General features: G+C 40.0%; 26 protein-coding genes and 1 tRNA gene. 15 read left to right on the top strand and 12 right to left on the bottom strand.

The annotated features are described in order from the left end of the window. Positions 1-3: 3 nt before the first annotated feature. The 9 genes from MTP09_RS13020 to MTP09_RS12980 all read left to right on the top strand — a co-directional run bounded on the left by MTP09_RS13020 (position 4) and on the right by MTP09_RS12980 (position 7475). A complete protein-coding gene (locus MTP09_RS13020; RefSeq protein ID WP_243548793.1) occupies positions 4-753 on the top strand; it encodes an isoprenyl transferase in 750 nt (249 codons plus the stop codon). A 23-nt stretch (positions 754-776) separates the two neighbouring features. Further along, a complete protein-coding gene (locus tag MTP09_RS13015) occupies positions 777-3323 on the top strand; it encodes a BamA/OMP85 family outer membrane protein (protein WP_243548792.1) in 2547 nt (848 codons plus the stop codon). A 12-nt stretch (positions 3324-3335) separates the two neighbouring features. Then, positions 3336-3992, top strand: a complete 657-nt coding sequence (locus tag MTP09_RS13010) for an OmpH family outer membrane protein (RefSeq protein ID WP_243548790.1) — start codon at positions 3336-3338, stop codon at positions 3990-3992. A gap of 34 nt (positions 3993-4026) precedes the next feature. Continuing rightward, positions 4027-4521, top strand: coding sequence for an OmpH family outer membrane protein (locus MTP09_RS13005; protein ID WP_243548783.1), 495 nt, complete (start codon positions 4027-4029; stop codon positions 4519-4521). A 60-nt stretch (positions 4522-4581) separates the two neighbouring features. Beyond that, entirely contained in the window at positions 4582-5073 is a 492-nt protein-coding gene (locus MTP09_RS13000) for an acyl-CoA thioesterase (RefSeq protein ID WP_243548781.1), read from the top strand. After that, on the top strand, positions 5070-5939 hold the full coding sequence (gene rfbD, locus MTP09_RS12995) for a dTDP-4-dehydrorhamnose reductase (RefSeq protein WP_243548779.1): 870 nt from the start codon (positions 5070-5072) through the stop codon (positions 5937-5939). Before MTP09_RS13000 ends, rfbD begins: the two co-directional genes overlap by 4 nt. Next, on the top strand, positions 5936-6616 hold the full coding sequence (locus MTP09_RS12990) for a hypothetical protein (RefSeq protein ID WP_243548778.1): 681 nt from the start codon (positions 5936-5938) through the stop codon (positions 6614-6616). The genes rfbD and MTP09_RS12990 overlap by 4 nt, the downstream gene beginning before the upstream one ends. Positions 6617-6645: 29 nt before the next feature. Further along, a complete protein-coding gene (gene bshB1, locus MTP09_RS12985; protein ID WP_243548777.1) occupies positions 6646-7365 on the top strand; it encodes a bacillithiol biosynthesis deacetylase BshB1 in 720 nt (239 codons plus the stop codon). Between the two features lie 36 nt (positions 7366-7401). Further along, positions 7402-7475: transfer RNA gene (locus tag MTP09_RS12980), tRNA-His, on the top strand. Between the two features lie 45 nt (positions 7476-7520). Here the strand turns inward: MTP09_RS12980 and MTP09_RS12975 are convergent. The 5 genes from MTP09_RS12975 to MTP09_RS12955 all read right to left on the bottom strand — a co-directional run bounded on the left by MTP09_RS12975 (position 7521) and on the right by MTP09_RS12955 (position 12178). Beyond that, a complete protein-coding gene (locus tag MTP09_RS12975; protein ID WP_243548776.1) occupies positions 7521-8216 on the bottom strand; it encodes a YjjG family noncanonical pyrimidine nucleotidase in 696 nt (231 codons plus the stop codon). 200 nt (positions 8217-8416) lie between these two features. Then, on the bottom strand, positions 8417-9007 hold the full coding sequence (locus tag MTP09_RS12970) for an RNA polymerase sigma factor (protein ID WP_243548775.1): 591 nt from the start codon (positions 9005-9007) through the stop codon (positions 8417-8419). Positions 9008-9184: 177 nt separating this feature from the next. Then, on the bottom strand, positions 9185-9667 hold the full coding sequence (locus MTP09_RS12965) for a hypothetical protein (RefSeq protein ID WP_243548774.1): 483 nt from the start codon (positions 9665-9667) through the stop codon (positions 9185-9187). Between the two features lie 87 nt (positions 9668-9754). Then, positions 9755-11035 (bottom strand): methionine adenosyltransferase, encoded by a 1281-nt coding sequence (gene metK, locus MTP09_RS12960; RefSeq protein WP_243548773.1) that lies wholly within the window; start codon positions 11033-11035, stop codon positions 9755-9757. A 189-nt stretch (positions 11036-11224) separates the two neighbouring features. Continuing rightward, positions 11225-12178 (bottom strand): LysR substrate-binding domain-containing protein, encoded by a 954-nt coding sequence (locus MTP09_RS12955; protein ID WP_243548772.1) that lies wholly within the window; start codon positions 12176-12178, stop codon positions 11225-11227. 92 nt (positions 12179-12270) lie between these two features. Here MTP09_RS12955 and MTP09_RS12950 point away from each other — a divergent pair, with 92 nt between their 5' ends. The 6 genes from MTP09_RS12950 (at position 12271) to MTP09_RS12925 (ending at position 17309) form a co-directional block, all read left to right on the top strand. Next, positions 12271-13761 carry a catalase gene (locus MTP09_RS12950; RefSeq protein WP_243548771.1) on the top strand — a complete coding sequence of 497 codons (1491 nt, stop codon included), beginning with the start codon at positions 12271-12273 and terminating at the stop codon, positions 13759-13761. A 117-nt stretch (positions 13762-13878) separates the two neighbouring features. Next, positions 13879-14646, top strand: a complete 768-nt coding sequence (locus MTP09_RS12945) for an enoyl-CoA hydratase-related protein (protein WP_243548770.1) — start codon at positions 13879-13881, stop codon at positions 14644-14646. 44 nt (positions 14647-14690) lie between these two features. Beyond that, on the top strand, positions 14691-15110 hold the full coding sequence (locus tag MTP09_RS12940) for a deoxycytidylate deaminase (protein WP_396022260.1): 420 nt from the start codon (positions 14691-14693) through the stop codon (positions 15108-15110). A 20-nt stretch (positions 15111-15130) separates the two neighbouring features. Further along, on the top strand, positions 15131-16036 hold the full coding sequence (gene xerD, locus MTP09_RS12935; protein WP_243551668.1) for a site-specific tyrosine recombinase XerD: 906 nt from the start codon (positions 15131-15133) through the stop codon (positions 16034-16036). Continuing rightward, the gene (locus MTP09_RS12930; protein ID WP_243548769.1) at positions 16036-16557 is read left to right on the top strand and encodes an NUDIX hydrolase; all 522 of its coding nucleotides are present in this window, start codon (positions 16036-16038) and stop codon (positions 16555-16557) included. The genes xerD and MTP09_RS12930 overlap by 1 nt, the downstream gene beginning before the upstream one ends. 53 nt (positions 16558-16610) lie before the next feature. Then, complete coding sequence (locus MTP09_RS12925) at positions 16611-17309, top strand: RluA family pseudouridine synthase (RefSeq protein ID WP_243548768.1); 699 nt, start codon at positions 16611-16613, stop codon at positions 17307-17309. A 12-nt stretch (positions 17310-17321) separates the two neighbouring features. On the opposite strand, the gene ribA is transcribed toward MTP09_RS12925, so the two are convergent. From ribA to MTP09_RS12890, 7 genes are all read right to left on the bottom strand, one after another. After that, a complete protein-coding gene (ribA, locus tag MTP09_RS12920; RefSeq protein ID WP_243548767.1) occupies positions 17322-17918 on the bottom strand; it encodes a GTP cyclohydrolase II in 597 nt (198 codons plus the stop codon). A gap of 8 nt (positions 17919-17926) precedes the next feature. Next, complete coding sequence (locus MTP09_RS12915) at positions 17927-18391, bottom strand: hypothetical protein (protein ID WP_243548766.1); 465 nt, start codon at positions 18389-18391, stop codon at positions 17927-17929. Further along, positions 18384-18998 carry a DUF4254 domain-containing protein gene (locus MTP09_RS12910; RefSeq protein ID WP_243548765.1) on the bottom strand — a complete coding sequence of 205 codons (615 nt, stop codon included), beginning with the start codon at positions 18996-18998 and terminating at the stop codon, positions 18384-18386. The genes MTP09_RS12915 and MTP09_RS12910 overlap by 8 nt, the downstream gene beginning before the upstream one ends. A gap of 11 nt (positions 18999-19009) precedes the next feature. Beyond that, complete coding sequence (locus MTP09_RS12905; protein ID WP_243548764.1) at positions 19010-19213, bottom strand: Sec-independent protein translocase subunit TatA/TatB; 204 nt, start codon at positions 19211-19213, stop codon at positions 19010-19012. A gap of 34 nt (positions 19214-19247) precedes the next feature. Beyond that, the gene (locus tag MTP09_RS12900) at positions 19248-20831 is read right to left on the bottom strand and encodes a M23 family metallopeptidase (protein WP_243548763.1); all 1584 of its coding nucleotides are present in this window, start codon (positions 20829-20831) and stop codon (positions 19248-19250) included. Beyond that, positions 20828-21622 carry a DUF4292 domain-containing protein gene (locus tag MTP09_RS12895; RefSeq protein ID WP_243548762.1) on the bottom strand — a complete coding sequence of 265 codons (795 nt, stop codon included), beginning with the start codon at positions 21620-21622 and terminating at the stop codon, positions 20828-20830. The genes MTP09_RS12900 and MTP09_RS12895 overlap by 4 nt, the downstream gene beginning before the upstream one ends. Before the next feature lie 100 nt (positions 21623-21722). Beyond that, entirely contained in the window at positions 21723-22742 is a 1020-nt protein-coding gene (locus MTP09_RS12890) for a sugar phosphate nucleotidyltransferase (RefSeq protein WP_243548761.1), read from the bottom strand. Positions 22743-22746 lie beyond the last annotated feature (4 nt).

Below are 22746 nucleotides of genomic sequence, written 5' to 3'. Positions count from 1 at the left end.
AAAATGCAGTCGATTAAAGAAAAGTTAAATCCGGATATGCTCCCAAAGCACGTTGCCATCATTATGGATGGGAACGGAAGGTGGGCTAAATCTCGCGGGGAAGAAAGAACCTACGGTCACAAACACGCGATTCAGGCGGTGCGCAACGCGGTGAATGCCTGTAACGAAATCCATATCCCATTCCTTACCCTTTACACATTTTCCACGGAGAACTGGAACCGTCCGCAAAGTGAAGTCAATACCTTAATGACATTGATTTCCGAAACGCTTTTGCTGGAAGCGGAAGAAATTTTCACAAAGGGATTAAGGATGCACGTAATCGGAGAAATTGAAAAACTTCCACCACTCGTGCGTGATCAGATGCTTAATTTGGTGGATATTACCAAAAATAACAAGAGAGGTAATCTGGTTCTGGCGTTAAGTTATGGATCGCAAAGAGAAATCCTCAACGCGGTAAAGAAGATCAGTGAAGAAGTTAAAAATGGTAAACTCGAAGTTGAAGAGATTGACGAAAAAATTTTCGAAAACCACCTCTATACAAAAGATATTCCCGCAGTTGACCTACTCATAAGAACAAGCGGCGAAGTAAGAATCAGTAATTTCCTGCTTTGGCAAATCGCGTACGCCGAACTGCAGTTCTTGGATATTATGTGGCCGGATTTCGGAAAAGAGGATTTCTTCAAATGTATATACGACTACCAGAACAAGGAAAGAAGATTCGGCAAAACAAGCGAACAGCTTGACCAAAAATAAAAGATAAGTTAGCAAGATAAAAAATGAAGTTTAAAATCTTACCCATCATCATGTTTGTGGCTTCCGCTCATTTCTACGGGCAGGTTACACCCGAACAGAATCATCAGGACCAGAATCCGGTTTACGCCGAAAATCAGGCAGGAACCTATATCCTGAAAGATATCATTGTAGATGGTGTAAAAAAATATACTCCCGCTCAAATCTTAAGATTTACGGGACTGAACAAAAATGAAAGTGTAGAAATTCCAGGGCAGAAAATCAGCAATGCCATCAAAAAACTTTGGGAAACCCAGTCGTTTTCTGAAGTTGAGGTCTACGTTCAAAGCATTGAAGGTGAGCAGGTTATTCTGAGGTTTAATCTTCAGGACTTGAAAGAACTGGGTGAAGTGAAATTTACCGGCAAAGGGATCGGCAAGTCCAAAAGCGAGAAAATGGCCAAAGACAACAAGCTGAAACCGGGAACCAAAATCACGCAGAACCTCGTCTCAACACTCAAAACCAATATTCCCAAAGAATATGTGAAAAAAGGTTTTGCCGATGCCAAAATTACCATTCAGGACAAAGTAAATGCACAGGATCCGAATTTGGTCGACTGGACTATCAATGTAGATAAAGGTAAAAGGATAAAAATCAGCCACATCGAATTTGAAGGAAATGATAATGTTTCAGACGCCAAATTAAGGAAGAAAGGATTTAAAGATACTAAGCAAAGACGACTTATCGGGATCGGAGCGATCATGAAACCGTCAAAATTCATCCAGGAAAAATATGATGAAGATAAAAGAAACCTAATCAACTATTACCGTTCACTTGGTTTCCGGGACGCGAGAATTGTTTCAGATTCCGTATGGAGAAATGCAAAAAATGATTACGAAATCAATGTAAAGCTCTCCGAAGGTAAAAAATATTACATCGGCGACATCAATTTCCTTGGGAACACGGCATTCTCTACAGATTACCTACAGAAAATACTTGGCTACAAAACCGGCGATATCTACGATGCAGTTGGATTTAACAAGAAAGTGGGCGAAGATGGAGGTAAAGAAGATGATTCCGACATCAAGTCAATCTACATGAATAACGGTTACCTGTTCTCTAACGTGACACCGATAGAAAAATCGGTAGTCGGTGATTCCATCAACCTGGAAATCCGAATTAACGAAGGTGAAAAAGCGACATGGAACCGAGTAACCTGGAGCGGAAATACCACGACTCACGACCACGTAATTTTGCGCTCGCTAAGAACAAAACCAGGAAGTCTTTTTGCGAAAAGCGATATTAAGAGAACCTATTTCGATTTGGCAGGGATGCAGTTTTTCGATCCTCAGCAGATTGGACAACAGGTTTCTCCGAATCCGCAGGACAACACAGTAGATATCCATTGGACGCTCGTTGAGAAAGGTTCATCACAGGTTCAGTTGCAGGCAGGTTACGGTGGCGGTTCGTTTATCGGAACTCTGGGTTTAACCTTCAACAATTTCTCACTGAAAAACTTCTTGAAATTCAAAGACTTCAAACCGGTTCCACAAGGAGACGGACAAACACTGTCGATACAGGCGCAAGCAGGTCAGTTTTTCCAGAATTATGGAATCTCATTTACCGAACCTTGGCTTTTCGGAACAAGACCAACCGCACTCTCTGTCGGAGTTAACCAATCATTGGTGCGGTACAACGATATGAACGGCGAAGTTCAGAAATTGAATATTTTCTCTGCAAGTGTTGGATTAAACCGACTTCTGAGATGGCCCGATGATTATTTCTCGGTCTATACCGGAATTCAGTATCAGAGTTATGATTTCGCAAACTATCCATTCCAGTTTGGGAATACAACAGAATATTACGGATCTGCAAAAAACTTTAGCTTTAATGTTGGTTTGAGCAGAAACTCAGCAGGTTTCGACCCGATTTTCCCAACTCAGGGATCTAATATCGAGGCGTCGGTTAAATTTACACCGCCATATTCCTTGTTCTCGAATAAGGATTATTCGACAATGACTGCTACAGAAAAATATAAGTGGCTTGAATTTTACAAAGTGAAATTAAAAGCCGATATTTACAACACCGTTATAGGTAAACTGGTACTGAGAACAAGTGCGGAAACGGGATTCCTGAACGGTTATAACAAAGAGTTGGGACCACCGCCATTTGAAAGATTTTATGTCGGGGGAACTGGACTTTTAGGTGGAAGATTTGACGGCCGTGAGCTTGTGCCGCTCCGCGGATACGAAAACGCTTCGTCAGCAGGTGGAAGCACTGGAGGTGAAGATGTGACACCTTATGGTGGAGCAACAATCTATAACCGCTACGCTCTTGAGTTGAGGTATCCGATTTCGCTTAACCAAACGGCAAAAATTTTCGGACTTACCTTCCTTGAAGCAGGAAACGCATGGAATTCTTACGGAACTTATAACCCGTTCCAGTTGAAGCGTTCTGCCGGATTCGGAGTTAGAGTTTACATGGGAGCTTTTGGTTTGATCGGATTTGATTTTGCCTACGGATTCGATAAGCCGATTAATGCAACTCAACCTGCAGGTTGGAAGACCCACTTCTTGATGAACCAATCGCTATAAAATATTATTAAGATGAAAAACCTAAGATTACTTTCAATATTCCTGATAATCTTCTCTGCGGGATTGAGCGCACAGAAGATTGGGGTTGTTGATACCAATTATATTCTGAACAAACTGCCTCAATACAAAGACGCTGAAGCGCGACTAAACTCGCAAATCACAAGTTGGCAAGCAGAAATTCAGGAATTGCAGACAGAGTACGAAAAGAAAAAACTGTCGTTCGAAAACGAAAAAGTACTATTGGTAGGTGACCAGCTGAAACAGCGGGAAAAGGAGGTGAATGACCTCGACAAAAAAATAAAATCGATGATTAACAACCGTTTTGGTGCTTTGGGAGATGTAAACAATGCTCGATCCACGTTGACCAAACCTTTTCAGGACCAAATTTGGAACGCGATAAAGACCGTTTCCGAAAAAAATACTTTAGGCATAGTTCTTGATAAAAGCAACAACATCAGTGTAATTTTTCTCGATAAACGATATGATTATACGGATAAAGTGTTAGATTTGCTGCTGAAAAATGTGCCTTCCAAAGCAGAACCGGCGCCAGTGAAGGGAGCTCCTGTAAAATCATCAGGAAGCCCGACAAGATCGGCGATCCAAAGTTCGAAAAGTGATTCGAGAAAGCTGGAAGATGGAGCAATGAAGGCGGCAGAAACAATAAAATAAGAAAACAAAAACAACAATTTATTCAACCTCAATTATGAAAAAACTAAGTGTATTATTTGCAGTAGCAATGATGTTTTTAGCTGTAGGAATTACAAAAGCCCAGAAAATTGCATCAATGGATTATGAAGCTGTTTTAGCTGCAATGCCTGAAACTAAAAAGATGACTACCGATTTAGATTCTTTCAGCAAAATAAAAGGTGATGAGCTTAACAAGCAGGCGGAAGCTTTCCAGAAAGAAGTGCAGAATTACCAAGCGGAAGGAGCTAAAATGACTGAAGCACAAAGAACTGCTAAAGAAGGTGAATTGCAAAAGAAACAACAGAATTTGCAACAACTTCAGCAAACCGCCCAGAATGATTTGGCACAAAGAAGAGACGCAGCAGTAAAGCCAATCATCGAAAAGCTGAACAACGCGGTAAATAAGGTAGCAAAAGCTAACGGTTTCGACTTTATCATTGATTCAAGTGCACTCATCTACAAAGGTGGAGCAGACGCAACTCCTTTAGTGAAAAAAGAGCTTGGTCTTTAAGAAATAAACTTAACACTGAAAACCATCCCGAATTTGGGGTGGTTTTTTTAATTTTGCAGAATGGAGAAAGAACTTTCGAGCGTTGTAAAAGTAAGATTCAGCGATTGCGATCCAATCGGTCATCTCAATAACGTTAAGTACCTCGAATATATGCTTAATGCAAGAGAGGATCACGTTGAAAAGGGTTACGGATTTACCTACGAGGAATACACCCGAAAAACCGCCTGCACCTGGATCACCGTACAAAATGAGATTGCCTACCTGAAAGAAGTTCGGTATAATGCAAAAGTCATTATCACCAGCAAGACAATCGAGATTGGCGACCGGCTTTCAAAAGTCGAAATCATCATGAAAAGCGAAGACGGGAAAACCATTCACAGTGTTTTATGGTTGACCGTGATCTACTTCGACCTAAAAACCAGAAAATCATTGCCACATCCGGAAGATACTAAAAAACTCTTGACCCGATTTTTAACAGAATTGCCGGAAAAGGATTTCCAGTCCAGAGTGGCGGCTTTAAGAAAACTCAATAAATCAGCAGTAAAACAATGAAAAAAATACTTGTTATAGGTGGAAATGGGCAGCTCGGCAACTGCTTTCGAAAGATAGCGCCTGATTTTGAAGACCGTTATGAATTCACATTTACAGATTCAGACGAGATTGACGTTACCAATCGGGGAAGTGTAGAAGATTTTTTTTACGATTATCGACCAGATTACTGTATTAACGCTTCTGCATACACCGCGGTTGACTTAGCGGAAACCGAATCTGAAAAAGCATTTGCGGTAAATGCGGACGGTGTTGCGAATCTTGCAGAATCCTGTGCCGAATACAATTGCACGCTCATCCATATTTCGACCGATTATGTGTTCGATGGTGATACCAATATTTCGTACTCCGAAGACGATTTTACCAATCCGCAAGGAGTTTATGGCGCTTCCAAGCGGAAAGGTGAAGAGTTTGCATTGGACATTAATCCTAAAACCATTGTAATCCGAACATCCTGGCTTTACTCCGAATTCAACAAGAATTTTGTGAAAACGATGCTCAACCTTTTTTCAACCAAAGAGGAATTAGGAATTGTTTCTGACCAGTTTGGGCAGCCAACCAATGCCAATGATTTAGCGGAAGCGGTGATGAACATTATCGAATCTGACCACAAAACTTATGGAATCTTCCATTTTTCAAACCAACCGGAAACAACTTGGTTTGGTTTCGCTTCTAAAATCGCAGAGTTTTCGGACTCAAAAGTTAAACTGAACCCAATAACTACCGAACAGTTTCCAACACCGGCGAAACGTCCGAAAAGAAGTACCATGTCCTTAGACAAGATTGAAAAATATTACGGCATCGAACCCAAACATTGGGAAAACTCGTTAGAAGAATGTATCGAAATACTTACAAAAGAACAAAAGTGAAAAGTTTAATATTTTTATTGATGATTGGTTTTGGCTGTTTTGTTAACGGGCAGAATGTAATCTTTAATAAAATAGAAAAAACACATGCCAATACTGACAAATTCTTTTATAAAGTAAATCCTGAAACAACTTCAGCAGAGTATCTTGGCGAAATTGAAATACAGGGTTTCTCCTCGAATGATCCTGAAATGTTTGGTAAAGTTTATAAAAAAGCTAAAGAAATTGGCGCAAATGCATTTGCTTTCAAACATTTTGAGAGTATTGACGGAAACGCACCGCAATTTGATCCAGTCCACTATAAATTGAGTCTTTTTTATGTGGCTCCGGAAAATTTTTCGAAAGAGGATAATGTAATTTATCTGATTTCATCCGCATCAAAGCCGCAAACGATTTCTATTAATGACAAGAAAATAGTTCTTGCGCCCAGAACCTATCGACGCATAATTCTTGAAAAAGGAAGTGTTTACACGATTTCTACAAGAAAATTTCTCGGTTCGTCCATAAAGGTTACGGGACAGGAGAACCAACCCGTGCAGTTTTTTCAGCTCGCGAGATTTTCTGTTCACGAAAATCCTTACGGAAGTGCCGGAATCAGTATTAAATCAGGAGACATTATCAAACTGGAACAATCCTACGCACAGTTTCTTACAACAATCTATGCTGATTCGGGAAACTAAATATTTTTGATTAAAATAAACTCTTAATAATGAAGGTAGATATTTTAGCAATCGGTGCACATCCCGATGATGTGGAACTTGGATGTGGCGGAACTTTGGCGAAATTAATCTCTGAAGGTAAAAAAGTGGCGATCGTTGACCTCACTCAAGGCGAGCTTGGAACGAGGGGAACGAACTACACTCGAGCCGAAGAAGCTGCAAATGCCTCTAAAACTCTGGGGATTTCTGCAAGGGAAAATCTGAAGATGAAGGATGGGTTTCTACTGAATAATGAGGAACACCAGATGCAGATCGTGAAAATGATTCGAAAATATCAACCGGAAATTGTCTTGGCAAATGCAATCGATGACCGTCATCCTGATCATGCGAAAGCGGCAAAACTGGTTTCCGACTCCTGTTTTCTTGCGGGATTATTGAAAATCGAAACGGTTTCGGAAGGTGAAAATCAAAAACCGTGGCGTCCAAAACACGTGTTTCACTACATTCAGTGGAAAAATATCGAACCGGATTTCGTGGTGGACATTTCTGCTTTTATGGAAAAGAAGATTGAAGTTTGTCTTTGTTACAAAACCCAGTTTTACGATCCGGATTCAAAAGAACCGATGACACCCATTGCGACGAAAGACTTCCTGGAAAGCTTGACTTACCGAGCGCAGGATTTGGGTCGGCTTTCAGGAGTGGAGTTTGCAGAAGGTTTCACAACCGAGAAACTGATCGCTCTCAAAAATTTTGAAGGAATAATTTTGTAATCTTTCCAAAAGTGCTATATTTGCACCCACAAAACGGTGGTTGTAGCTCAGTTGGTTAGAGCGTCGGATTGTGGTTCCGAAGGTCGTGGGTTCGAGACCCATCATCCACCCAAAATGAAACGCATTGACTCTCAATGCGTTTTTTGTTTAGCTGCTTAGAAAAGATTTTTCAGTTCGGCCAGTTTTTTTATGACCATAACGTTTTCCGCGCTGAAATTGTCGTTAAAAACATCAAAGAAAACGACCTTCAAACCAAAAGATTTCGCACCTTCCACATCTGCAATCCAGTCATCACCGATCATTACAGCTTCTTCTGCAGAAGCTCCCGCTTTTTTTAATGCATATTCATAAATCTCAGGTTGTGGTTTGCGGATGTTGATTTCATCGGCACTCGTGATGGTTTCAAAATAGTTCTTTATTCCCGAAAGTTCACACTTTTTTGAGGTAACCTCCTTAAATCCGTTTGAAAGGATGTGGAGTCGGTAATTTTTTTCGGAAAGATATTCCAGAATTTCGAACGATCCTTCGACAAGATCATTGTAGTTCAAAATCTCATCAAGAAAATTCTGTTCGAAAACCTGCGCCAAATCGAAATCATCAATTCCAAAGAAGAGAAACGAGTCATAAAAGCGGTGTTTTCGGAGGTATTCCTTGTCGATTTCTCCATCGCGGATCTGTGCCCAAAGCCGCTCGTTGATCGTGAAATATTCCCTGTGGAAATCTTCGAACCCAAGCTGATGTTTTTCCTGTACGTTTTCCCGTCTGTAAATTTCCTGTAAGGTGAGGTAGGCGTTTTTCCGGTGATCCCAGAGTGTGTTGTCGAGGTCAAAAAAAATGTGCTGAATTTTCATACGGCACAAATTTATTATTTTAATTTTTAGAAACTAAGATGTTTTTGTTCTTAAGTTTCATTTTTTCTAAGCTTTTCGAGTAGCTCAGTAGAAAATCGATTGTCTGCTTTCTGGGTTTCAAAAGTTTTTCGTTTAAAGTGTCAATTTTTTTCATAGGCGAATTTGTTTGACATAAAAACGGAACTATTGTAAAAATATTATTATCGGGTTAATATTATTTTGTGGTCAGACATTATTTTTCTTAGGTTGATAAGCGCATAACGCACTCTACCCAATGTGGTGTTGATGCTTGTATCCGTTTGTTCAGCGATTTCTTTGAAGCTTAATCCGTCATAAAAACGGAGTTTGATGACTTCCTGCTGGTTTTCCGGGAGATATTTCAGCATTTTCGTGAGGTCGTCATAAATTTGTTTGCTGACCAACTGTTCCTCGATATTTTCCTCTTTTGATGAAATCAGGTCGAAGATTGAGAATTCCTCGTTGTCGTAGGAAGATTCCGAAACTTTGTTGTGTTTTGCTTTGAGCCGGAAATGGTCGATAATCAAATTATGCGCGATTCTTTTAGCCCATAGAATAAACTTTCCTTCCTCGTTGTACCTTCCTTCTTTTAAGGTAGCGATAATTTTCATAAAGGTGTCCTGAAAGATATCGTTCGCCATATCTTCATCCATCAGTTTGTAATAAATGAAGGAAAAAAGATCGTTCTGATGCCTTTCAATGAGTACTGAAAGTGCCTTTTCGTCACCGTTTGTAAATAGGGAAATTAGCCGACTATCTGTATAAGTGTTCATATTGTGTCTCTCCTTTTATTTATCCACGGCATAACCCACCATGATGTTTTGGGTTAATGATGCCGTGGTTATAAATTTAGTAGAGTATGAAATCGATAATCTGTGGTTTTGTGAGTGGCTAAATTAGTAAAAAAGTTAATACAACGTTAAAAAGTATCAAAAAAATTAAAAAAATCTTTATTTAAGGTATTCGTGAAGAAGAACAAGAGGGATGTTTAGTGTGAAATTAATATTCAGTCCATCTAATTTTTTTCCGTTTAACCCTTTACTATCAATGGAAAATGCGTAACCTCCAGTTAGATCAAGCAGTCCAAACATAGTGACTCCGACTTTGGGTGCGACATATTTATTTGTTGCTTCGGCACCCGCCAGAAAATACCAGGAATGGTAGAGGTCGACATTTTTTTCAAAGTTTAGCAAGATGTCTCCCTGAATTTTCGGCATTGCAACAAATTTCGAATTCACACGTCCAAATAATGCAGACGCTCCAATTCGGTAAATCACATCATCTGTTTTCAAAAATAGCAACTTTCCGCCAACTTCTCCAAAACTCTGATTCTGATACGCGTATCCCACAGTAACCATCTTGTGCATTGTAAACTGCCCTTTTCCCGAGCTGAACGCTAAAATGAAAAGAATCAGGCAGAGTAGTTGCTTCATAATTTTATGATTGTTTTGATGCATTAAAGTTAAAAAAAACTGCTTAATCATTTTCGAAAAAGCAGTTTTAATTTTATGGTATTCGGTTTACAGTCCGAAAGCTTCCTTAATCTCCTGAACTTTGTCTAATTTTTCCCAGGTGAAGAATTCCAGGTCCTTTACTGTAAAGGTAGTTCCATCGGGGTTTTTAAATGTTTTGTCGCCAATATAATGCTCTCTTCCCATGTGTCCATAAGAAGCCGTTTCCTGATAAATAGGATTTCTAAGTTTGAGATTTTGCTCAATTGCGTAAGGTCTCAAGTCAAAAATCTTCTCAATTTTTTTGGCGATTTCACCATCATGGAGGTCAACTTTTGCAGTTCCGTAAGTGTTGATGTAAAGTCCGCACGGTTCTGGAACGCCAATTGCGTAGGAAACCTGCACCAAAACTTCATCTGCTACTCCTGCTGCTACAAGGTTTTTGGCGATATGTCGAACAGCGTATGCCGCACTTCTGTCCACTTTTGACGGGTCTTTTCCTGAAAATGCTCCACCTCCGTGTGCGCCTTTTCCACCGTATGTGTCAACAATGATTTTTCTTCCAGTCAAACCTGTATCTCCGTGTGGACCGCCGATCACGAATTTTCCGGTAGGATTTACGTGGTACTTGATCTTGTCATTGAAAAGATCCTGGATTTCCCGCTTTTGTTTTGCTTTAACTTTCGGAATCAGGATTTCGATAATATCTTTTTTGATTTTAGCCAGCATCGCTTCCTCGCTTCCGAACTCGTCGTGCTGCGTTGAAACTACGATAGAGTCGATTCTTATTGGTTTGTGGTCGTCGGAATATTCAATCGTAACCTGTGATTTTGCATCAGGACGCAAATATTTGATGGCGGCATTCTCACGGCGGAGTTCAGATAGTTCTTTGAGGATCGTATGTGCAAGATCCAGTGCAAGTGGCATATAATTCTCGGTTTCATTGGTCGCATATCCGAACATCATTCCCTGGTCACCTGCTCCCTGTGAGTTTGCTCTTGTTTCGAAATCTGCATCTTTAGATGCACGGTCAACACCCTGGTTAATGTCTGGAGATTGCTCATGGATTGCAGAGATTACACCGCAAGAATCACCGTTGAACATATATTCTCCTTTTGTGTAACCAATCTTATTGATCACATCACGAGCGATGCTTTGTACGTCGAGGTATGCAGTTGATTTTACTTCGCCTGCCAAAACAACCTGTCCTGTTGTAACCAGCGTTTCGCATGCTACTTTTGAGTTGGGGTCATTTGCCAGAAAGTTATCAATAAGCGCGTCGGAAATCTGATCGGCTACTTTATCCGGATGCCCTTCTGAAACAGATTCAGAGGTAAATAAATAAGACATATTCCTAATGTTTTTAGTTAAAAAATTCAGGAAAAAGTCGGAAAGATTACAAGTGGAACTAAAAGAGAAGAATCTGTTTTAGCATTTTTTATGGAGGTTGCAATCAGTACAAATTTTTCCTCGAAAGTTATTCGGTTGCAAATTTAATTACATTTTGGTGAATCACAAAATTTATGCGGCTAATAAAAATCATTGGGGTTTTACTGCCACAAATTCCTCTGGATTTTTGTGGAAATTAAGTTTCGGGTTGAGCGAACCGGAAATGGTGTTAATGAGCTCATCCAGAATTTTCTGTTTATAGGTTGGTTTGTAATAAATCATCGAAATTTTTCTGTAAGGGAATGGTTTTCGGAAGTGTTTTACTTTCGTTCTTTGTCTTTCCGAAAGTTGGTCTATCGCTAACTCAGGCAGAATGCTTATTCCGCCTAACTTATCTACCATTTGAATGAGCGTGTTGATATTCGAAGCAACAAATTCCAGATTTTTCGGTTTCATTGCATTTTCGCGAAGTTCACAGATATTTTCAAACTGGGTTCTCAAACAGTTTCCCTCTTCTAGTAGCCAAACTTTCTGCACATCAATTTCTTCGGGGATCACAAAGCTGTCGTCTTCATTTTTGCCTTCGTCATCAGAAGTGTAGATCATTAATTCTTCATTAAAAAGGTGATCATGGTAAAATTCGTTTGCGGCAGTATAGGGTGTAGAGATTATTCCAGCATCGAGTTCACCGGTTTTCAATGCTTTAATAATATTATCCGTGGTCATTTCCTTCACGTTCAGCTCAATTTTTGAGTTTTGCCGAAGAAAGTCAAAAATCTCGGTTGGCAACAGAAACCCTGAAACTGTCGGGATAATTCCTAAGTTAAGCTTTCCAGCCAAAACATTGTTGAGCAAGCTCGCCTTGTTCTTAAGCTCGTTTACCGCATCGATTACTTTTTTTGCTTCAATGATAATTTGGGAACCGACATCGGTTGTTCGGATTGGATGAGTTGTCCGGTCAAAAACTTTCACGTCCATCTCATCTTCAAATTTTTGGATCATTGCGCTTAATGTGGGCTGAGTGATGAAACATGCTTGAGCTGCGTTTCCAAAATGCTTGTACTTATCTACCGCGATAAGGTATTCCAATTGTTGAATGTTCATTTCATAAATATAGTCTATTACAAATATACTTACAATTTACGGTTTTCTGACAATTTTTGAATAAATTTGGTTTTCACAAATATTCAGGAATCATGAGTAATAAAAAGCTTACCCGAACTTCAGGCGCACCATATTTCGACCACGAGAATTCCCAGACTGTTGACAGGAGAGGCCCTGTTTTGCTACAGGATTTTATTTTGCAGGAAAATCTTGCACATTTTGTTCGCGAGAGAATTCCTGAAAGAATTGTTCATGCAAAGGGAACGGGAGCTTACGGCAAGTTTACGGTGACCCACGATATTTCAGTATATACAAAGGCAAAGATTTTCTCGAAAGTGGGTAACAACTGCAAAATATTCACCAGGTTTTCCACCGTTGGAGGAGAAAAGGGAAGTGCGGATACTGAGAGAGATCCACGCGGATTCGCAATTAAGTTTTATACGGAAGACGGCAATTGGGATTTGGTGGGTAACAACACTCCTGTTTTTTTTATCAAGGATGCCAAGAAGTTTCCTGATTTTATCCATACCCAGAAAAAGCATCCCAAAACCAACCTGAAAAGTGCAACAATGATGTGGGATTTCTGGAGCTTAAACCCAGAATCACTTCATCAGGTGTTGATCTTGATGTCTAATCGAGGAACTCCGTTTGGATATCGGCATATGCACGGTTTCGGATCGCATACTTTTTCAATGATTAATTCACAAAACGAAAGGGTATGGGTGAAGTTCCACATCAAAACCAAGCAGGGCATAAAAAATTTCACTCATGATGACGCCGTGAAAATGAGGGGTGAGAATCCTGATTTTGCACAGGAAGATTTGGTGAATGCGATCGAAATGGGCGATTTCCCGAAGTGGACGGTTTATATACAGGTAATGACCGAAGATCAAGCGAGAGAATTTCGCTGGAATCCATTTGACGTGACGAAAGTTTGGTTTCATGACGAGTTTCCTTTAATCGAAGTCGGTGAAATTGAGCTGAACGAAGTCCCCGTCAATTATTTCGCCCACGTCGAACAAGCTGCGTTTTCACCTGCGAATCTGGTAAATGGAATTAGTTTCTCACCCGACAAGATGCTTCAGGGAAGATTGTTTTCATATCCCGATGCGCACCGCTACAGATTAGGTGTAAACGCACATTTACTGGAGGTGAACCGATGTCCTTTTGGTTTCAAAAATTACCAAAGAGACGGTTTAATGGCGGATTCATCGAGCTACGGCGACTCACCAAATTATTTCCCAAACAGTTTTGACGGAAATACCGTGGACGAATCCTACCGCGATTTCGAATATGAACTCGATGGAACCTCAGTTGGAAATTTTAACCGAAACGAAAATGACGACGACCATTACACACAACCGGGATTGCTTTACAGTAAAGCTATGGATCAGCAAGAGCGGGACCATCTGGTTTACAACATCGTGCAGTCTATGAAAGGGATTTCTGGACCCAAAAAAGATGAAATCATCAATCGGCAGCTTTGTCATTTTTTCCGGGCAAATATTGAAATGGGAATGAAAATAGCAATGGCTCTTCAAGTGAATATTGATGTTAATATGATGAACCACGCTAAAATATGATTAATATTTTTAATTAAAATCATCGATTATTAAAATTAATATTGGGTGATTTAACTCTTTTTAATCTGAAAATAAATATTTACATTGCAGTCTAATATTTTATAATCATAATTGAATATGACTTACGAAAACATAATCTTTGAAACAGAAGGAAAAATCGCGTTGGTTACCATCAACCGACCGCAGAGTCTAAATGCACTGAATGCAAAAACCATTTCCGAGCTGAGTGCTGTTTTAGACGAGATTTCAACAGATTCAAATATTAGAGTGGCAATTATTACAGGGAGTGGGGAAAAGTCATTCGTTGCAGGAGCAGACATTAAAGAGTTTTCTGACTTTGGAAAAGAAGCTGCAGAACAGTTGGCAAGAAATGGACAGAACATCCTTTTTGATAAAATTGAAAATTTAAATAAACCCGTAATTGCGGCAGTAAACGGGTTTGCCTTAGGTGGCGGTTTGGAGTTGGCAATGTCGTGCCATATTCGCTACGCGTCTGATAATGCGCGTCTCGGACTTCCAGAAGTAACTTTGGGGCTGATTCCGGGATACGGCGGAACTCAGCGGCTTCCTAAACTTGTAGGGAAAGGATTGGCAAATGAGCTGATTTTTTCGGCCAAAATGATTCCCGCACAACGAGCAAAAGAAATCGGTTTGGTAAACGAAGTTTTCAGCCAGGAAGATCTTGTCTCAAAAGCAAAAGAACTTGCCGCAACAATCGCAAATAACTCTCCGATGGCAATCTCAAAAGCAATAGAGGCAGTAAACTTGTCCGAAACCGAACGCGGCTTTGAAACCGAGATTAAATCCTTTGGCGAATTGTTTGAGATGGATGATAAGAAGGAAGGCGTAACCGCTTTCATGGAAAAAAGAAAACCAGTATTCTAAGGTTTTCAACCAATAATCGATAAAGCAATTTAATAATTTTGATCATTACTAAATTTGACATCGCCTATTTAAAAATGGCGGAAGAATGGGCAAAACTCTCCTACTGCAAAAGAAAAAAAGTAGGAGCGCTGATCGTAAAAGACAGAATGATAATTTCTGACGGCTATAACGGCACTCCGTCCGGATTTGAAAACTGCTGTGAAGATGAATCGGGAAAAACCCATTGGTATGTTTTGCACGCAGAAGCAAATGCAATTCTGAAATTGGCAGGTTCCACACAATCTGCAAGAGATGCGACGCTGTACTTAACTTTGTCGCCGTGCAAAGAATGCAGCAAACTCGTTTTGCAGGCAGGTATTAAAAAATTGGTTTATACAGACGATTATTCCGACAATGACGGGATTGAGTTTCTTAAAAACCACGGTATTGAAATCGTAAAGATTTCCAAGGAACAACTCCTTTAAAAACTAAAAACATAAACATGATGACTTGGGATGAAAAAATTAAAGACTTTGAGAATTTTTTGAAGTTTGAAAGAAATTTCTCGGATAACACCTTGGATGCTTATCTTAGAGATATCAGAAAATTAAGGGATTACGCGGATTCCGAAATGGATAATCTTGGTCCTTTAGAAATTACCTACGAAAACCTTCAGGAATACCTTTTCCAGCTGTCGAAGAAAAAGTTCAGTGAGAGAACTCAGGCAAGATGGATTTCTTCAATTAAGGCGTTCTTCAAATATCTTGTAGATGACGAGGTGCGTACTGACAATCCTTCCTCTTTGCTTGAAGGCCCAAAACTCGGACTTTATCTTCCAGACACACTAAGTTTTGACGATGTTGAAAAAATAATTAGCGCGATTGATATCAGTACAGATTTAGGCCGCAGAAACCACTGTATGATCGAAGTTCTTTACGGATGTGGATTACGGGTTTCTGAACTCATCGACCTTAAAATCTCTAATATCAATTTCAAGGAACTTTACCTGAAAGTTGACGGAAAAGGCGATAAATCCCGATTTGTTCCATTAGCAAACTGGACCTCCAAACTCATTAAGGAATACATCAGTGAGGTGCGTTCCAAATATAAAATCAATAAAAAGTGTGAAGACATCCTGTTCCTAAACAGCAGAGGTTCGGCTATGTCGCGGGTGATTGTCTTTATCATCATCAAGGAACTTACCGATAAAGCGGGCATCAACAAGAAAATCTCTCCACACACATTCAGGCATTCATTTGCAACCCACCTTTTGCAAAATGGCGCTGATTTGAGATATATCCAGGAAATGTTGGGACACTCGAGTATTACTACGACCGAAATCTACACCCATCTCAAAAATGAGGAACTTCGTGATGTAATCCTGAATTTTCATCCAAGAAACATGGCTTAATGGAAGAACTGAAATTCTGCCCCAAATGCGGGAACAAAACCCTGGAATGGAACGGTGAGAAGAAGTGGAGCTGCGGAAGCTGTGATTATGTGCTTTTTCATAACGTTGCAGGAGCAGTTGCGGTGATTATTAAATGTGGCGACGAAATTCTCTTTACACGTCGAAATCAGGAACCAAAAAAAGGTAAGCTGGACTTGGCGGGAGGTTTTGTTGACCCCAAAGAAAGTGCAGAAGAAACCTGTGTTCGCGAACTTCATGAGGAGATGAACATAACGGTTGATGCCTCCAAGCTCAAATATGCTACAAGTTTGCCAAATGTGTATGTTTACAAGAACATTCCATACAACACTCTGGATCTTTTTTACGAGTATGAGGTTGACGAAAAATTCGATATCCAGCTGGAAATCTCAGAAATCTCAGAAACGATATGGTTAAAAAGGAACCAAATCAACCTTGAAGATATTGCATTCGATTCGCAAAGGTTGTTTTTTGCTCAATACATTTCCGAAACAGAGGACTAAAAACTTCCATGTCTTTCTAAATTGCCTTAATTTTGGGGTGTTAAATAACATTAATGCAAAACCCAGCAAATTTTTCCGAATCCCAAATCGTTTTCGAAGACAACCATATTATTGTGGTCAATAAAAAAGTTGGTCAGCTTGTTCAGGGCGATAAAACAGGGGACGAATCCTTACTGGAGCTTATCAAGAATTTTATTAAAATCAGGGATCAGAAACCGGGAAATGTTTTTTTAGGTCTTGTTCACAGAATTGACCGTCCTACGTCGGGTTTGGTAATCTATGCGAAAACCTCCAAAGCACTTTCGCGGTTAACCCAAATGGTAAAAAATAGAGAAGTTAAGAAAACTTATTGGGCAGTTGTCGCTAAAGAAATGATTCCGCAATCGCAACGGCTGATTCATTATCTAAAGAAAAACGAGAAAACCAACAAAGCCACAGTGTTTCCAAAACCGACAGAAGGAGCTAAAGAGTCAATTCTTAACTATAAGGTAATTAAGTATTTGGATAATTTCCAACTGCTTGAAATTGACCTCGAAACGGGTCGTCATCACCAGATTCGTGCACAGCTTTCGAAAATAGGAGTTCCTATCAAAGGAGATTTGAAATATGGTTCTCCCCGCTCAAACCAGGATGGTGGAATACATCTGCACGCCAGAAAACTCGAGCTGATTCATCCTGTAACTAAAGAAAATCTGGAGATTGTTGCCGCTGTTCCCCAAAATGATGCTGTTTGGAAAGCGTGTGATGCTTAAACGTGTCGCCAATTATTTGTTTTCATCTTCCAAGAGATGGCCGAAGTAATCTTTCTTCACCTTAAGGTAACCCTTGCTTTCGTTTGTGGAATGGATTTGTAGCGGAATTCTCTTAATAAGTCGAATGTTGCTTTTCCGCACCACCTTCATTTTTTCGGGATTGTTGGTAAGAAGGTTGATTTCCTTTACTCCCAAAATATTGAGAATTTCAATCGCTGCATCGAAATCTCTGTCGTCTGCGGGAAGTCCCAGTTTCACGTTGGCTTCAACGGTATCCAAACCTTTTTCCTGTAAAGAGTATGCGCGAAGTTTGTTGATGATCCCGATATTTCTTCCTTCCTGGCGAAGGTAAACAATAATTCCGCCATTTTCGTGGGTGTATTTCATAGCTGCATCCAATTGTTGGCCGCATTCACATTTTCTGGAATGGAAAACTTCACCGGTGATACATTCTGAATGAAAGCGTACGTTCACAGGTTTTGAGAAATCTGTATTCTCGGCGATAATTGCCATGTGTGGCATCCAGTCGCTTTCGTTTTCGGAAATTGCAATCATTCGGAATGTTCCATATTCAGTGGGAACATTCGATTCGGCTTGAATTTTTAGCATGAAGGGTATTAGTATTTGGTAGGTGAGTTGATTGAGTCTTTCGGCAGATTGCTTTCAAGTAAAGTCATATTGGTCTTAATTCTTACCAGATACCGGTTCAGAATCGCATCATCTTCTGGTTTCAAATATTTTCGTAAACTTTGGATTTTTTTGTAGGATCTTTCGAATTTCCGTTGTGCAGAATTTAATCCGTTGATATTATAGGCCTCCATTGCATCGATATAGTCCTTCAAATGGTACTTCATCACCGCGATCTCAGCATTTACGGCGTCGTTCTTGAACTTTGGAATGCTCGATATTAATCCTGTAATCTCTGATGAGTAAACAATAAGGTTCTTTTTTTCAGGATAATTGATGGTGGATGACGATTTACCCGAAACCGAATCGTTGATCGGCGAAAGGTTGAGCTTCTCTACCGAACAGGATACTGAAAGAAAGAATAAAAGAAGATAAATAAGTCCAGGTTTACCCATTTTTTACATTTTGATAAAGGACCGGGTTAAGTGTTTCGTCATTATACATCTTCATTTGTTTGTAAACTTTCATCTTAACTTTACCGTTCTCAATATCAAAAATCAGCTGGTTGATTGCTTCAGACAGGTCTTTTTTCTGTTCGAGTAAAACATTTAGTTTCTCTGTACATTTCTGTCTGTGCTCCATACTTGCGGATTCCCTGTGCGCTTCGAGCGACATGTGATAAACTTTCAGTGCCAAAATCGAAAGGCGGTCAACTGCCCAAGCTGGAGTTTCCGAATTGATTTTGGCATCGTTATTTGGTGCGATATCTTTGTATTTGTTCAGGAACCAACTGTCGATAAACTCCACCAGATCAGTCCTTTGCTGATTAGAGGAGTCTATTCTTCTTTTTATTTTCAAAGCTTCAGTGGGATCAATATTTTCATCACGAATAATATCTTCCAAATGCCATTGAACGGTATCAATCCAATTCTTAGCATACAAAAGCCGTTCCAAACTTTCGGCTTTGTAGGGATTGTCAACAGGTGTATCTACATCATCTTTAATATGATAATCAGAAATCGACTTTTCAAAGATTTCCCAAGCTTGATCCGTAAAACTCATAGTTCTTTCTTTTAGTTCGCCGTATCAGAATTCGATTTTTGCTGTTCTGAAGGTTTCTTATCGTCTTCCTTCACCGCGTCTTTAAACTCCTTGATTCCTGAACCGAGTCCACGCATCATTTCCGGAATTTTTCTTCCACCGAAGAGCACAAGCACGATGATCGCTACGATGAGTAAATGTTGCCACGAAAGCGCCATTATTGTTAATGTAATCATCTCAAAAAATTTTCTGTAAAGTTAAAGTTTATTTTTAATTTACCCAACTCAGTGGATCCACAGGATTGGTCCCGTTCCAAATCTGGAAATCAAGCGTATAGGTTCCGTCGAAATCTTCACCAACAGCACCGATCGACGTTCCTGCGGAAACCTGCTGATTCGCTGAGACCATGGTTGTGGAAAGATTTGCGTAAATCGTGAAATAATCGCCGTGTTTTACGAAAACCATTTTTGAGCCGTCTCCTGAAGCCACAATACGCGAAACAGTTCCTGGAGCGATACATTTAGCGATGGTTCCTTTGGTAACAGCGATTTTGATTCCGTTGTTTTCTTCCACAATATTCTTGAAGACCGGGTGCGGCTGTCGTCCGAACCGGTGGGTAATTGTTCCGTAAGCAGGCATTCCCATTCTACCGCGATTAGCGGCAAAGTTGTTTCCGACGGCAGTTGAAACACCGAAGTTGGTCATTGCTTTCGTTTCTGCGGCTTTTTTGTCGTCTTCGTTTTTCTTGGCAAGAGTAGCTTCTGCGGCTCTTGCTGCAGCGGCTTTATCGGCAGCTTCTTTTGCTTTTGCTGCAGCGTCGGCAGCTTCTTTTGCCGCGGCTAATCTTCTTGCTTCTGCTTTTTCGGCGTCTGCAGCTTTTCTGGCATCTTCCAATTTTTTTGCATCGGCTGCTGCTGCAATTTTTGCACGTTCTGCTTCTTCAGCAGCTTTTTTGTCGGCTATATCTTTCAAACGTTTTGCCTCTTCATCTGCACGTTTCTTTTCGAGAGCGAGCGCTTCGAGTCTGGCTTTGTTTTCTGCTTCAATTCTCGCTTTTTCCTTCTCAGCTGCAATTTTAGCCAAACGGATTTTTTCAGCTTCTTCTCTCTTTCTTTCCTCCTCCTTTGCTTTTGCGATTCTAATTTCTTCAGCGATAATTGAACGAATCTGCGCCTCGAGTTTTTTCGATTCTTGCTGTTTTTGTTTCAGTTCTGCGGTAAGCTGTACTTCATTCTTTTTGAACTCCTGAAGTAGATTCTCCTTTTGTTTCTTTTCTGCCTCAATGGTTACAAGATCTTTCTGCTGGTTGGTCAGCAAAACTTCTTTGTCCTTCACCGAACGTTGTCTTAAGGCGACACTTTGTTGGAGCTTTTTCGCTGCATCGCTAATCTCGGCAGCTTTCTTGTCCTGATAATCGGAGTAATCTTTTAAATACTGAACTCTTCGTAACGCCTCGCCTAAATTTTTTGAAGATAAAATAAATGTTACCTTGTTTTGAACTCCCTTGTTCTTGTACGCCTTCACCAACACTTCAGCGTAGTTCTTTCTTAAAACTGCAAGTTCCTTATTCTGTCGGTTGATTTCTAATTGTCGAAGATAGATATCGTCTTCTATCAGTTTTTTTTCTTTTTGGGTATTGATATAGACTTTTTCACGAAGCTGGATTTTCTTGTCCACATCGTTCAGATAAGCGATGGAAAGTTTGGATTCCTGCTGGGTTTTTGCAAGATTGGCGTTGATTGCTGCGATTTGTTTTTTCAGTTCCGCATTTTGCTTTTGAAGTTGTTCCTTTTTCTGGGCAGAAAAAAATCCGAACAGAAAAATTCCTATTAAAAAGCCAATTCTCTTAATCATCTAATCTCAGTTTTCGTATAATTGTTGGGAACAGAGTACGGCGTCTCCATTTTAGAACTGTCAAATTTCGTGTTTTCTAACAGAATCTGGCTTGCTTTTGAACCTTTTATAATTATTTTAACATTTTTTGGGATTTTCATGTTTTCAAAACTCTCCCAGTTTCCGTATAAAACTTCCAGATTGTCGGCGGACTTCATGTCCTTCAAATTCACCCTCATCAAATCGAAATCGTTCGAATAGTCCAAAGAAACCGCGTATTCAGAAGTTTTACCCTTGTTCTGAAAGATGAGGTTTTTTGAAGAATTCAGGGAGTAGCCCTGTGCATTTTTGGTGAGAATAAAATCCTTTTCGTTGATCGGCACGAAGTTTCTACCCGTCAAAAGATTCTGGAGCGAACTGAAATCGATGAAATTCACATTCATCAGATTGTTCAGATACGTAAAGTCGGATTCGATGTAGGTTTTGTTCCACTTTTCGTATCCGCGGATTCCATCGGGAGTTGCGATTCCGCGTCCCACGTTCAGGAAAACTGCAAGCATATTCATCCATACTTTCTGGCCGTTTTCGATGTAGATGGTCGCATCTAAAGTGGGGATATAACTCCCCGTCTCCACATTCACTTTGGAGTTGATTTTCAACTGCTGGAAATTCGGTTTTTCCTTAATTTTACTAAAGAATTCGGTATTGGAAGCAATCGGAGTACTCGCGCTTATTGGCGGTGTGACCGCAGTCTTTGTTTTGCACGAAGCTACAATTATTAATGCAATTATTGCGAGGATATATTTTTTCATTTCTGTTTCTTTAAAATCTAAAGAAAGTTTGCAATATTAACGCCAAACCACACAAAATGTTTTGTGTGGCTGGGTTGAAGTATTTTGATAAAATTAAAATTTAATCTTTCGACAGAAAATCGAGAACGGAATAATCGCCGAGCGAAATTTCACGCGCAACACCGAAGTATTTTGCCGAGCTCCCAATCATGGAATTGCTGAGGTTTCCGTGGTCGATCACTGTATTCTCCTGAATTAGCGAATTGTCGATATTGGAATTGATGACGCAGGTATTATTCCCCAAAGAAACAAAAGGACCGATTTTGGAATTCGAAATTTTTACATTCTCGCCAATAAAGCATGGTGGGATGATCAGTGAGTTCTCAATGGTAGCCGAAGTAGGATAGTGCGAAAACTCTTCTTTTTCGTAGTTGAGCACTTTTCCGTTGGTTTCAACTGTGGCGTTTTTGTTCCCGCAATCCATCCAGTCGTCCACTTTTCCTAAAGAGAATTTTGCTCCTTTCTGGCGAAGGTTTTCAAGGGCTGTAGTCAGTTGATATTCACCGCCATCTTTAATGTCTTTGTCCATTATATAATTGATTTCCGACATCAGTTTTTCCGCAGATTTAAAATAATAGATCCCAATGATCGCTAAATCGGAAACGAATTGCTTTGGCTTTTCAACAAAATCGGTAATAAAGCCATAATCATCTAATTTCACAACACCAAAAGCGGAAGGATCTTCAACTTTCTTCACCCAAATTACACCGTCGGAATTCTTATCCAAATTGAAATCTGCACGGAACAAAGTGTCTGCAAACGCAACTACAACATCGCCCTGCATTGAGTTTTCTGCACATTTTATCGCGTGTGCTGTTCCTAATGGTTCATCCTGTGTGTAAACGCTTCCTTTCGCGCCCAGTTTCTCGGCAATCTGGATTAGGGACGCTTCAACTTCTGGCCCGAAATCACCAATGATGAATGCGATTTCATCGATTTTCTCTCCCGCCACTTTTGCGATATCTTCTACAAGTCGTTGTACAATTGGTTTTCCCGCAATTGGAATTAAAGGTTTTGGAATGGTTAACGTGTGAGGTCTTAATCTGGAACCTCTTCCAGCCATTGGTACAATAATTTTCATATTT

It is taken from the genome of Chryseobacterium suipulveris (genome assembly GCF_022811685.1).
Taxonomy (GTDB): domain Bacteria; phylum Bacteroidota; class Bacteroidia; order Flavobacteriales; family Weeksellaceae; genus Kaistella; species Kaistella suipulveris.
The sequence above is the reverse complement of the archived record's forward strand: the minus strand, read 5'-3'. Positions and strand labels throughout refer to the sequence as shown.